Annotated in this window: 15 protein-coding genes; 3 read left to right on the forward strand and 12 right to left on the reverse strand. The window is 46.9% G+C overall.

From position 1 onward, the window contains the following. Positions 1–29 precede the first annotated feature (29 nt). Positions 30–2,036: a penicillin-binding protein 3 gene (gene pbpC, locus AC4CV5_RS18070; RefSeq protein ID WP_490923509.1), complete on the reverse strand. Its 2,007-nt coding sequence runs from the start codon at positions 2,034–2,036 to the stop codon at positions 30–32. Positions 2,037–2,187: 151 nt separating this feature from the next. On the opposite strand from pbpC, the gene AC4CV5_RS18075 reads away from it, so the two are divergent. After that, positions 2,188–2,478, forward strand: a complete 291-nt coding sequence (locus AC4CV5_RS18075) for an antibiotic biosynthesis monooxygenase family protein (protein ID WP_222143564.1) — start codon at positions 2,188–2,190, stop codon at positions 2,476–2,478. A 2-nt stretch (positions 2,479–2,480) separates the two neighbouring features. Here the strand turns inward: AC4CV5_RS18075 and AC4CV5_RS18080 are convergent, their stop codons facing one another. The 9 genes from AC4CV5_RS18080 to AC4CV5_RS18120 all read right to left on the reverse strand — a co-directional run bounded on the left by AC4CV5_RS18080 (position 2,481) and on the right by AC4CV5_RS18120 (position 9,905). After that, entirely contained in the window at positions 2,481–2,726 is a 246-nt protein-coding gene (locus AC4CV5_RS18080) for a YczI family protein (RefSeq protein ID WP_003225068.1), read from the reverse strand. Positions 2,727–2,899: 173 nt separating this feature from the next. Further along, a complete protein-coding gene (gene lipC / locus AC4CV5_RS18085) occupies positions 2,900–3,541 on the reverse strand; it encodes a spore germination lipase LipC (RefSeq protein WP_222143563.1) in 642 nt (213 codons plus the stop codon). Between the two features lie 63 nt (positions 3,542–3,604). Next, a complete protein-coding gene (locus tag AC4CV5_RS18090; protein WP_456520994.1) occupies positions 3,605–4,357 on the reverse strand; it encodes an IclR family transcriptional regulator in 753 nt (250 codons plus the stop codon). A gap of 15 nt (positions 4,358–4,372) precedes the next feature. After that, a complete protein-coding gene (pxpC, locus tag AC4CV5_RS18095; RefSeq protein WP_222143658.1) occupies positions 4,373–5,380 on the reverse strand; it encodes a 5-oxoprolinase subunit PxpC in 1,008 nt (335 codons plus the stop codon). A gap of 2 nt (positions 5,381–5,382) precedes the next feature. After that, positions 5,383–6,105: a 5-oxoprolinase subunit PxpB gene (gene pxpB / locus AC4CV5_RS18100; protein ID WP_222143562.1), complete on the reverse strand. Its 723-nt coding sequence runs from the start codon at positions 6,103–6,105 to the stop codon at positions 5,383–5,385. A gap of 44 nt (positions 6,106–6,149) precedes the next feature. Beyond that, a complete protein-coding gene (locus AC4CV5_RS18105) occupies positions 6,150–6,941 on the reverse strand; it encodes a putative hydro-lyase (protein WP_282707825.1) in 792 nt (263 codons plus the stop codon). 5 nt (positions 6,942–6,946) lie between these two features. Then, the gene (locus AC4CV5_RS18110) at positions 6,947–8,161 is read right to left on the reverse strand and encodes an NRAMP family divalent metal transporter (protein ID WP_222143561.1); all 1,215 of its coding nucleotides are present in this window, start codon (positions 8,159–8,161) and stop codon (positions 6,947–6,949) included. A 14-nt stretch (positions 8,162–8,175) separates the two neighbouring features. Then, positions 8,176–8,949 (reverse strand): 5-oxoprolinase subunit PxpA, encoded by a 774-nt coding sequence (locus AC4CV5_RS18115; RefSeq protein ID WP_222143560.1) that lies wholly within the window; start codon positions 8,947–8,949, stop codon positions 8,176–8,178. A 206-nt stretch (positions 8,950–9,155) separates the two neighbouring features. Continuing rightward, positions 9,156–9,905 carry a phosphoglycolate phosphatase gene (locus tag AC4CV5_RS18120; RefSeq protein ID WP_166854272.1) on the reverse strand — a complete coding sequence of 250 codons (750 nt, stop codon included), beginning with the start codon at positions 9,903–9,905 and terminating at the stop codon, positions 9,156–9,158. 132 nt (positions 9,906–10,037) lie between these two features. Here AC4CV5_RS18120 and AC4CV5_RS18125 point away from each other — a divergent pair, with 132 nt between their 5' ends. Beyond that, positions 10,038–10,202: a YczO family protein gene (locus tag AC4CV5_RS18125; protein WP_373924174.1), complete on the forward strand. Its 165-nt coding sequence runs from the start codon at positions 10,038–10,040 to the stop codon at positions 10,200–10,202. Between the two features lie 34 nt (positions 10,203–10,236). Here the strand turns inward: AC4CV5_RS18125 and AC4CV5_RS18130 are convergent, their stop codons facing one another. Then, positions 10,237–10,629: a 3-hydroxyacyl-ACP dehydratase FabZ family protein gene (locus AC4CV5_RS18130; protein ID WP_166854274.1), complete on the reverse strand. Its 393-nt coding sequence runs from the start codon at positions 10,627–10,629 to the stop codon at positions 10,237–10,239. Positions 10,630–10,713: 84 nt separating this feature from the next. Between AC4CV5_RS18130 and AC4CV5_RS18135 the strand changes: the two genes are divergently transcribed. After that, a complete protein-coding gene (locus tag AC4CV5_RS18135; RefSeq protein WP_326222629.1) occupies positions 10,714–11,322 on the forward strand; it encodes a dienelactone hydrolase family protein in 609 nt (202 codons plus the stop codon). Here the strand turns inward: AC4CV5_RS18135 and AC4CV5_RS18140 are convergent. Further along, positions 11,308–12,372 carry a tartrate dehydrogenase gene (locus AC4CV5_RS18140; RefSeq protein ID WP_222143557.1) on the reverse strand — a complete coding sequence of 355 codons (1,065 nt, stop codon included), beginning with the start codon at positions 12,370–12,372 and terminating at the stop codon, positions 11,308–11,310. The genes AC4CV5_RS18135 and AC4CV5_RS18140 overlap by 15 nt on opposite strands. Positions 12,373–12,427 lie beyond the last annotated feature (55 nt).

Genomic DNA, 12,427 nt, shown 5'->3' on the forward strand with positions numbered 1-12,427 from the left:
TATCCTTTCGCTCCCGTCAAAAAGGCATTTTAATTCGATTGAAATAGCTTTTTCGCTTTCTCCACAACATAGTGGCTGCCGCCGCGGTCCTGCACATTTTGAATCATCATGGCGACAAGCAGGTCTTTGTTTTTGTAATCGTAGCCGACGAACCAGCCATTTTCTGCGCCGTCTTTATCATCCTTTGATGTTTTCAGCTCAGCTGTTCCTGTTTTTCCGGCAACAGTGATTCCTTTCACGACAGGCTGATACGCTGATCCGCGCTCGTCTTCCACAACGCCTTTCAGACCTTTTGTAATGTCTGCCGCTCCTTCCTTCGTGACCACTTGCTTGTGCCAGACATCTGCTGTTTGTGAGTCTTTTTTGATCAATGTCGGTTTGACAAGATCCCCGTTGTCAACAAATGGCGTGTAAGAAGCTGCCAAGTGAAGAGGAGACATTTGCATTTGCCCTTGTCCGTACCCTGTATCCGCAAGCAAAATGTCTGAATCGAGCTTGTCATTTGCGATAGACGACTTCTGGATCGGGAATTCATACGGAATGTCCTCTGAGAAGCCAAACGTATTCAACCCTTTTGTAAAGTTGTCTGCACCCATATCAAGCGCGTTCTGTGCAAAATAAATATTGTCTGATGTAATGAGGGCATTCTCCAAATCGACTTGCTGAAGGCTCTCAGACACACGTGTCACTGAATAACCGCCCCAGCTTGAATCCTTTTGCCACTCTTTTCCTTTGATTGTTTTCTTCTCATCTGCTTTAAGGGAGCCATTTTTGATTCCGATAGCCGCCGCGATCGGTTTAATCGTAGAACCCGGTGCGTATGTTTTGTTGAATTTCGCTGAGAACGGATTGTTTTTATCTTCGTTTAGTTTTTTCCATTCCTTATCACTCCAGCCGAAAATAAATCCGTTTGGATCGTAAGAAGGTGCGCTGACAAGAGCAAGTGTTTCACCTGTCTTCGGCTGCAGTGCAACTGCTGTGCCGCTGTCATCCTTCAATTCATCATACAGCTTCGTTTGCGTGTTGATATCAATTGTGAGGTGAAGATCCTCGCCGTCCTTCGCTTTCTTTTCGGCGATGACTTCTCCTGTTTGCGGCACGTAGATTTTCCATCCGGTTGTGCCTCTTAGTTTGTCTTCATACACATTTTCAAGTCCCGCGATGCCGATGTTAGATGTATCGCTGTACGTTCCGTCTTTCTTTTTCTTCAATTCTTCAGCAGTGATGGCGCGGACATAGCCTGTCAAATGGGCTGTCTTTTCGCCATACGGATAGTAGCGGGAGCCGACATTCGTTCTTGTTACACCTTGTAATGACGTCGCCTCAGACACTAATTTTTGCTGGTCCGGCTTGACCTTTTTGACCGGCACAAACGAATCGTCTTTCACCCAGCCTTGATCCAGCTTTTTCTTGATTTCATCTTCAGTCAAATCAAGTTTTTTCGCGAGATCTTTTATGACTTTTTCTTTTTTATCGCCAAGCTCTCCGGGAACAATTCCGATCTCTGGAACATCTGTATTGATGGCTAAGCCTTTCCCGTTTTTATCGTAAATTTGGCCGCGTTTCGGTTCAATGCTCATAATTTGTACCGTTTTGTCATCAGCCAGCTGCTTGAAAATAAACGATGGATCCCAATCTATATTCCATGACTCCTCGTCATCTGTTTTTTCTTTTTTCAGCACAGCGGTATTTTTGAAGCTGACTTTGCCCGCATTTGTATCCATGCTGACTTTATACGGGATGTGCTTCATCGTTTTGTTGTCTTTATCGTCCTCATCCACTTCTCCCGCAGTGACTTTCAAATGTTTTACGCCTGCCTGCTCATAGATGGTTTTATACCTGTTGACGAAATCTTTTTTGGAGATTTCTTTTTTGACATCTTTGGTCAGGCTTTGATACATGTCATCGAATTGCTGATCGTTCCACTGTTTCACGAATGCTTCCATACGATCCTCTGGTGAATCTGTTTTGGAGCATCCGATTAACCCAATCAATCCGACGCATAGAAATACTAGTAGAATACACTTTTTTAACATGACTTTCCCCTGCCTTCCACTTGTTATTTTCTCTTAAATGAATTGGTGCGTGCAAGATTTTTTTGAAAATGAAGGAAAAGGTTCACCGATTTTGCAGAAATCACCTGTCGTTTGCTGTAGACTATTTGAAAAGAAGGAAAGAAGGGATGACATGGTCAGAGAGGCAGCAATGCTTCACATTAAAGAAGGGCTTGAAGAAGAGTTTGAGGAGGCATTCCGGCAAGCGGTGCCGATCATTTCCGGCATGAAGGGCTATATCACTCACTCGTTATCAAAATGCATGGAAGAAACACATAAATATCTGCTGCTTGTGGAGTGGGAAACACTTGAGGACCATACGGAAGGCTTTCGCGGTTCTTCAGAGTATCAAGAGTGGAAAGCCTTGCTTCATCGGTTCTATACCCCGTTCCCGACGGTCGAGCATTTTCAGGATGTGAAATAGATTTATATAATATGAAGTGTAAAACCGATGAGAGAGACAGACCATACGAAAACGGCGGTATAAATATTAAAAGCGCCTGAGCCGTCGTTTTCTTTTTTGCGCTCTTCAAGCCCCTGCATAAACATGACGGCGCCAAGAAAGACGAGCATGACCGATTGGATAACAGAGGTGTGTTCCGTATATTTAAAAGCAATAAGCGCCAGTGCAATAATGATAACAGCAAAAGACATTTTAAAAATCCGAAACAAAAGGACCATCCTTCCTTATATACGAAATATTGAACGTTATGGCTATATTTGCCTACGTCCTCCATTATTCTAGCGCACTTTTTTTGTCTGTAGAACAGGAGACAGGGAATTTTAAGTTTCTTTTAATATTTCATTCACACATAAAAAACGCGCCCTGTCATAAGGCGCGTTTTCTATGAAACTGACAATTCTTTATAGCCTAACTTGTGAACTGCTTCAGCCATCGCTTGGTAGCCTTTGCTGTTCGGATGGACACCGTCAAAGGACAGATATTCCTGCTCTTTACCTTTGAAAATGCTGTAGGCATCCGCAATTTTGACATGAGGTGCTGATGCAAGTGTTTCTAAATGTGAATTAAAAGACGTGATCCATTTGCCAGCGATTTCAATGCCGGGAAACGGATTGTATAAGTTGAACACACGGATGGCGTACGGGGACGGGTTTTCTCCTTTGATCTCAGCGATTTTGGCAATCATCTTTTCAAAATTCTCATGGCAATGGGCGGATACACGGCTGAAAATCGTTTCGTCCTTAGACGTTTGATAGGCTAAGACCGAATCGATGAGATCGTTTCCGCACCCTGTGATGGTCACCATGTCAGCATCTTGAATGCATTTTTGCACATAGGGATACGACAGGAGTCCCAGAATTTCTTCTGTATTTAAGCCTGATTTGGCAAAGATGGATATTGCCGTTTTTGTTTTCAAGTCAGCTTCCATCATGTCTCCGAAACGTCGGACGAAGCCGGGAGAAAACAGCCCGGAGCCTCTCCCTGTCGTCAAAGAATCCCCCAGTGCTGTATATCGAAGCACCATGTTCTTTCCTCCACTCCTGAATGTCGATACGTTAATGTACGCAGCGGAGAAAAGATCGGCTACTTAAGAATACCCTAATTTTCTGGAAATCTGTAAAGCGGCATCCTTCACCTTTTCTGTTAAATAAGGCAGCCTGTCTTCTGTAAATCTAGCTTCAAAGCCTGCAATGCTGATGCCGGCCGCCACTTGGCGCTTATGGTTAAAGATCGGGGCGCCGATAGACGCTGTATAGTTTTCAAGCTCTGAATAGCTGACGGTATAGCCGTTTTGCACAGAGGCATCAATCTCCTGCAACAGTTTTTCGGGATCGGTAATCGTTCCGGAGCCAATTGAAATGAGCTCCGTTTGTTTGATGTATGTTTCGATTTCTTCCCGGGGGAGAAAGGACAAAATGCTTCTGGCGCACGCTCCTGCATACAGAGGAGAACGCCTGCCGATCGCCGTGTACAGCCGCACAGTCTGTGTCCCTTCTATTTTCTCAACGTATATCGCTTCATTGCCGTCCCTCATGATCAATTGCACGGCCTCATCCACTTCCCGGCAAAGCTCTTCCATTACCGGTTTCGCTATTTTTCTGATATCCAGCCTGTCGGCGACGAGCTGCCCGAATTCCAAAAACACCAGTCCCAGCGAATAAACGCCGGACGAATCCCGATTGAGGAACCCCATTTCCTCCAAAGAGCTGACCATCCGATGAACAGAGGTTTTCGGCATTCCTGACAGCGATACCAGTTCACTTAAGGTAAGGCACGGTTCATGCAAAAACAAATTGAGCAGAGCCATAGATTTGACTACGGTTTTGTTTTTATTCTGCATCATTCATCCCCTTTGTTATGTTAGCCATTCCATCTTCATTCTCGTTTTCAGTTCTTTTATATGCTGTTCCCGTTCAATCGCAAGCGCTTCCGCTTCCTGAAGAGATACAGGTTCAAACTGGACGTGCTCGCCCGGCATGATTTGGGAGACAATCGGAAGATCAGCGGATACGATATGCGCGATCCTCGGATAGCCGCCGGTCGTTTGCCGGTCAGCAAGCAGGATAATCGGGTTGCCGTCAGGCGGCACCTGCACTGTTCCAAACGAAACCGCTTCTGACACCATCTCAAGCGGTGCCTTCAGTTCGAGCGGTTCTCCTTTGAGCCTGTAGCCCATACGGTCGGACTGCGGCGTGACACGAAATGTTTCTTCATAAAAACGCGTTTTCGATTCTTCTGTAAAAAAGCCGAATTGTTTTCCTTCCAACACCCGAATGACAGGATTCTTTTTTAATGGCAGAAACCTCCCGCGGCTGACCGACCATTTCGGCGCTGCAAATCCCTGCTTTCCAAGCTGCGGGCTTAATCGGGAAAGAATGGTTTGCGAAAGAGATGACGTCTCTCCAATGGATAGTTCATCTTCCTTTTGAAGCGCTCTGCCATGAAGTCCGCCGATCCCTGCTCTGACGTACGTGCTTTTGCTTTCCATGACGGCAGGCACTTCGAAGCCACCGGCTGCCGCTAAATAAGCACGGCTGCCAAGTTTGCAGGGGCCAAAGCTGACCGTGCTGTTTTCCTTGACGAGCACAGGCTTCCATAAAGGCGCTTCCTCGTCATTAATACGCAAAGTGAAGTCCGCCCCTGTCACCGCAATCAGCGTCGTTTTTGAAAAATAAAACGACGGACCGGGCCCCATCAGCGTAATTTCCAGACCGGCTTCATTTTCGCTGTTTCCGATCAGCAAATTAGCAATGCGCAGCGAAACCGTGTCCATGGCTCCGCTTGCCAGAACGCCGTATTTTTGATAACCCGTTCTGCCTATATCCTGAACCGTCGTGAGCAGTCCGGGCTTTAACACTTTCATGCTCAATTGGACTCCTCCTTATAGGCGTGATAGTCTCCTTCTGAGATGCGTACGAATTTCACAGTGTCTCCCGCCCGCAGTAATGTTGGCGGGTTTTCCTGCGGCCGGAAAAGAGCCAGCGGCGTTTTCCCGATCAGCTGCCAGCCGCCCGGCGTCGAAATCGGATAAACTCCTGTCTGCAATCCCGCAATACCGACTGAACCTGCGGGGATCGACGGTCTTGGAGATGATTTTCTTGGAGCTGCAATGCGTTTTGACATCCCGCCTAAAAAGGGAAAACCAGGAGCAAAGCCAAGCATATACACCACATATTCACCGCTGGTATGAATGTCGATGACTTCCTCCGGTGACAGCTGATTAATCCTAGCAACCTCTTCTAAATCCGGCCCGAATTCACCGCCATAGCATACGGGAATTTCTACAATGCGGCGGTTGTTCTCATAGTCAGCGGCTATTTCCTTCAGCCGCTCTTCGACATCGCGCTTGGCCTTCTCAAAAGGTGAGCTTATCCCATGAGGCAAATGCTTGTACACTTCATACATATCATAAAATACTGTCAGACTTGTAAAAGCCGGGATGCATTCAATGAATCCCGGAAATGGCTGTTCTTCTATATAAGCGGCCGCGGCATGGACAAGGCCGTTAACCTGCTCGTTTATTTCTTCTCCGAATCGGATCATCATTGCAGAATCACCGAGCTGTTCGATTTGATATCGTACAGTCATCTTTCTCACCTCTTTTATTTCTCGTTCATCAGGAGGACGAGAGGTTACAGCACCGCAAGCGACTCGTCTCGAATATCTGTGATGAGCATATGCCCCGGCGCATGCGTGATGACCATTTCAGGTTTTACATTCATAGCCACAGCTTGAGGTGTTACCCCGCACGCCCAAAAAATAGGAACCTCGCATTCACGAATGGAAACGGCATCTCCGAAATCCGGTTTGTCGAGATCGTGAATGCCGATAGCTCCCGGGTTGCCGATATGGATCGGCCCTCCGTGCACAGCCGGAAAACGCGAGGTCACTTGTGCGGCGCGTACAGCCAGTCGTTCTGAAACGGGCCTCATGCTGACAACCATCTGCCCTTGAAACACTCCCGCCGGAACACAATCAATATTCGTTTTATACATCGGGACGTTTGTCCCCTCATCAATATGCCGTACAGCTATTCCATTATTGATCAGCGCCTGTTCAAAAGAGAAACTGCATCCGATCAGAAAGCCGACAAAGTCATCCTCCCAGTATGGTGTAATATCAGATACTTCCTCCGTTAGGACACCGTGCCTGTATATACGGTATTTCGGAAAGTCCGTTCTGATATCAGCATCCGGCGCAGCCAGAGACGGCACAGGTGAACCTGCTTCTGTCACATCCAGCACAGGGCAAGGCTTTTGATTCCGCTGGCAAAACAGCAGAAAGTCAAACGCAAGGTCTTTCTTCAAAATCACAAGATTCGCTTGGGCATAGCCGCCGGACATTCCTGCGGTCGGCCCGTTTATTTTTCCCTCTCGTACCAGGGCGCGCACATCCTTCGGCGCCATTTTGTTTAATTGCTCCACATTTATCAGCTCCACAATTTAGGAAGTTGTGTAAATAACGTGTAGACTCCCATAACAGCCATTACGATGACAACAAAAGCACCTGAAACAGTCAGCCAAAGCGGATGCTTATAATCACCAATAATCTTTTTCTTATATGCGGCAATAAGCAGCGTTCCGAGCGCAATCGGCAGAATTAAGCCATTCAGTGATCCGACAAGCACGAGGATTTTCGCAGGCTGGCCGATTGTGACAAAAGCTAACGTAGAAATCACGATAAATCCGATAATAATGCCGCGTGAGTTTTTTTCGATTTTCGGGGAAAAAGTTTTAAAAAACGAAACAGACGTATAAGCTGCCCCGATAACAGAGGTAATGGCAGCAGACCACATGATCAATCCGAAAATTTTATACCCGACATTTCCAGCAGCCAGCTTGAAGACAGAAGCCGCCGGGTTGCTTTCATCGATGTGCAGGCCTTTTGACACAACGCCGAGCACAGCTAAGAAAAGGGCAATTCGCATGACAGATGTAATTAAAATCCCGGCAACTGAGCTTTTTGTCACCTGCGGAATCGCTTCCTTTCCTTTAATCCCAGCATCAAGCAAGCGGTGTCCCCCGGCAAACGTGATGTATCCGCCGACTGTCCCGCCGACAAGTGTTACAATTGCGAATATACTGATTTGTTCAGGGGCAAAGGTGTTTGCCGCAGCCTGTGCGACTGGCGGTGCAGACGTGATTGCAACGTACAGTGTTAAGATGATCATGGCAAAGCCCGCAATTTGCGTAAAACGGTCCATCGCTTTTCCTGCTTCTTTAATTAAAAAGATTAAAATGGCAATGACAGCACTGATCAAAGCGCCAGTTTCTGGGGTAATGCCGAATAGAACTTGAAGACCGAGACCGGCGCCTCCGATATTCCCGATATTAAAAGCAAGTCCGCCAAGCACGACGAGAATGGCGATGAAATACCCCAGTCCCGGAAGCACCATATTCGCAATTTCCTGACCGCGTTTTCCAGACACTGCGATGATGCGCCATACATTCGTTTGAGCGAAAATATCTAAAATAATAGAGATTAAGATGACAAAACCGAAGCTTGCCGCGAGTGTGTTTGTGAATGTTGCGGTTTGTGTCAGGAAACCCGGCCCGATCGCCGATGTCGCCATTAAAAAGGCGGCACCCATCAGCAATGACCAGCTGCCTGCTTTTTTTCCCGCTGTTTTTTTCTGCTGCTCCATCTATTGTTCCTCCTTTATGTTGACTTCTGTGCTGAAATAGCGGTCACTTCAATTCCTGCTGTTTTGAGCTCTTTTCTGATTTTTTGCGCAAATGTCAGCGCGTGGGCTCCATCTCCATGGATGCAAACCGTATCTGCTTTTAATGACACATCATGGCCTTGCTGAGATTTGACCGCCCCTTCTTTCACCATCTTGATCACCTGGGAGACAGCGGCAGCATCGCTTTCAATGAGTGCGTCCGGCTGGGAGCGCGGCGTCAATGTGCCGTCCGCTTGGTATGTTCTATCGGCGAACACTTCACTCGCTGTTTGCAGTCCGATCCGTTCTCCCGCTTTTACGAGCTCGCTCTCAGCAAGTCCGAAGAGAACCAGGCCGGGATCAACCTTATAGACAGCTTCAGCGATGGCGTCCGACAGCTTTTGATCGACTGCCGCCATATTATATAAAGCCCCATGCGGCTTGACGTGCTGCATGTGAAGTCCCTCTGCTTTTAGAAAACCAGAGAGCGCGCCAATTTGATAGACGACTAGATCGTACGCTTCCTCAGGAGAAATCGCCATAGTGCGGCGCCCAAAGCCGAGTAAATCCGGCAAACCCGGATGCGCGCCGATTTTTACGCCTTTTTCTGCCGCAAGCGCGACGGTTTTCCGCATGACACCGGGATCTCCTGCATGAAATCCGCATGCGATGTTCGCTGATGTGACATACTCTAAAATATCTTGGTCAAGGCCTATCGTGTAGGCTCCGAAGCTCTCTCCTAAATCACAGTTCAAATCAACTTGAAACACAGAATCCCTCCTGCCAAAGCAAACGATATGCTTTATGTATTTTATTGTTCCGAAATTCGGAACGACTATTCCGAATTTTTGAACTTTGCTTCATTATAATTCAATCATATCAGTTTGTGAAATACTTTTGTCAGAAAACCTACCATGGTCCCAGAAGAAAACCTGCCAAACTAAAAAAAGAGAGTCCATCTTAGGACTCCCTTTTTTTATAGTACCCAATGGCGAATCGCTTTTGCGACACCATCCTCAATATTTGTCTCCGTGATCCAATCAGCCGTTTCTTTCACGGTGTCTTGTGCATTGCCCATCGCGACGCCCAGACCCGCTTCTTTGATCATCGCGATGTCATTGAGGCTGTCTCCCATCGCCATCACATTCTCCATCGTAAAGCCGAGTTTTTCAGAAACCTTCGCAAGGGCTGCGGCTTTGTTGATGCCGAGCGCGTTGACTTCAATGTTTGTCGGGCTTGAATTTGTAATTTCGAGCTCTTTGTTTTTTCTCAGCTCCTCCAGCACTTCGTTTCGGATGTCGTCATCCTCAATGTCAAAGCCGAATTTGAGCCATTCATGATCCGTGATGTTTTCCGGAAACTCGCCTCTCCATACTTTATTCACGGTAGAAGCCCAGAAATTGGCGTTGTGCTTATTCCGCAAATCCCACATCATTTGAATATGATCTGTATGGAGCAGCTTGCGTTCGACCAAATTAAAATTCGAATCCCAAATTTCGCTGCCATTTGCTGTGATTAAAAAGGATGACAGCTTCAGCGATTCCGCCAGCTCCCGGCACGTCATCAGCGTCCGGCCTGTGCTGATCACCACGTATACGCCCTTATCCTCGGCTTCACGAATGGCTTTACGGTTTTCATCCGAGATCAGCTGCTCGTCATTCAGCAGCGTCCCATCCATATCAATTGCGATCAACTTGATATCTACATCTTCTCTTCGAATAGACATATATGTACCTCTCTTTATCTTTTACTTGTGCTTCTTTCTATTCTAATACATTATACCCAGCGGAACAAAAAAGCGATTTCACATGTTTGAGGCGCACTGATAAGAGGAAAACAAACAGTGAGGTGATTCAACATGACAGAAAGAAAACAGCAAAACCGGCCAAATGAAAACCCCGAACATAATGACTTAACCGATCCGATTCCAAATGAAGAGCTGAAGGAAAACATGAAGGATGAAAAACACAAACGGCAGCAAAGAGACCACTCACAAAGCGAACGGGATTACGATACGAAATAATAGAACCCCTCACAAATCGTTGTGAAGGGTTTTTTCATTTTTCAATATAAATGCCGATTTCAGCTTCAGCAACAGGCTGGCCGCCTACTGACGCCTTGGCATGTCCAAACACAAACCCGCGCCGATTGCGCGTGACTTCAAACGTAAGATCAAGCCGGTCACCGGGTATGGCTGCGCCCAGCTTTTCCGCTTTCTTCACGGATGATAATAAGCCCAAGCTGTTCTCATCTGTAATCCCTGTAAAAGCCGCGGTTTGCGCAAGCGCTTCAATCACAAGCGAAAACGGCATTTCTGTTTGCATGTCAGTGATAAACCAGTCGTTCTCACTGATCAGCTTATACGCTGTTGCTCGGTTGCCGGGCTCGCTTTCCGTCACGCCATCAATAAACAAAAACGGATAGCGGTGAGGCAAAGATAATGAGTTCATTCTATTTACTCCTTTTTGAACTATTATATATCAGCCTTAAGCTGAATAATAGGATATAATGGAAAAAACGCAAAGGAGACCGTTATGCCCCAAAAACCGCTCGTCATTCTCGCTCACGAAATATACGGTGTAAACAGCCATATGAAAAAAATCGCCCGGCTGATCAAAATGGCTGGATATGATGTGGTAACACCCAACCTGCTCGGAGATGGTGAAGTCTACACACTTCAAGAGGCAAAAACAGCATACGAACAGTTTACCAGACACGAACGGCTGAAAATAGGAGAAATCATCATCCAGAACTTGATCAGGCAAAACGCAGGACGGCGCATCTTTGTGATTGGATTCAGCGCGGGCGCAACGATCGCATGGAAATGCAGCAGGATGCCTGAGGTGAGCGGAGCTGTTTGTTATTACGGTTCCCGGATACGCGATTCTCTTGACCACATACCTGCATGCCCGGTCCTATTGTTTTTCCCTTCTTATGAACCGTCTTTTGACGTTGCGCTTCTCATCAAAAAACTGCGGGAAAAACAGCAGCCCCATTTGACGATATATCAATTTGATGCTCTTCATGGCTTCGCCAACCCTGATTCGGTTTATTTTGACAGATCACTCTTCTTCAAAACGCTTTCCATCATAAAAAACGAGGCAGAAAAACCGCCCCGCCCTGTTTTATCAAAGTTTTTTTAAACGCGCACAGATTTCGCCCGTGACCTCAGCCGTTGTGCTTTGTCCGCCAATGTCGCGTGTTTTGATGCCGTCAGCTGTTACTTGTTCCATCACGTCGAGAATCTTTGCTCCCAGCTCTTCCTCTCCGAAATGGTCAAGCATCAGTTTCGCTGTCCAAATCTGGCCAATTGGATTGGCAAGGCCCTGGCCGGCAATGTCAGGAGCTGAGCCGTGAACCGGTTCGAACATGGATGGATATTTGCCGGACGGGTTGATGTTCGCAGACGGCGCAATGCCGATGCTTCCCATCAGGCTTGAGCTGATGTCGGTTAAAATATCACCGAACAGGTTGCTTGCCACAATGACGTCAAACGTTTCAGGACGCGTCACAAAAAAAGCGGCCAGCGCATCAATATGCTGGGATGATGTTTCGATTCCGCTGTAATCAGCAGCAGTCTGCTGAAAGACTTCATCCCAAAACGGCATCGCGTGATAAATGCCATTAGACTTTGTCGCACTTGTCACATGGCCGCGCCGTTTTTCCGCCAATTCGAAGGCAAACCGCATGACACGTTCTGTCGCTTTTCTCGTAAATACGGCATTCTGAATGGCGATTTCATCATCGCCCCTGTGAATGCGTCCGCCGACTTCACTGTATTCGCCTTCACTGTTCTCGCGAATCACCATAAGATCAAAATCATTTGGATGAAGAAGCGGCGACGTTATGCCTGCCATTTGTTTGGCAGGTCTCATATTAATGGAAAGCTCAAGCTCCCTCCGGATTTTCAGCAGCAGCCCCCATAATGAAATATGATCGGGAACCAGCTTCGGATTTCCGACCGCCCCCAAGAAAACCGCTTCGAATTGAGTAAGCGTATGTATTCCGTCTTCAGGCATCATTTCGCCGTGTTCCATGTAATAATCACAGCTCCATGGAAAAGCCGTAAATGAGAATGACAAACCTCCGTGCATCTCAGCAGCTGTATGAAGCACTTTCTCAGCAGCCGCCACAACTTCTTTTCCTACTCCATCTCCCGGTATTGCCGCAATCTCGAATTGTTTCATTGTCATTCTCCTTCCCCTGTTATCGTAAGCGTTTTCTATTATACTAGATTGCGAGATGGTA

This window comes from Bacillus sp. NS1 (genome assembly GCF_058248265.1).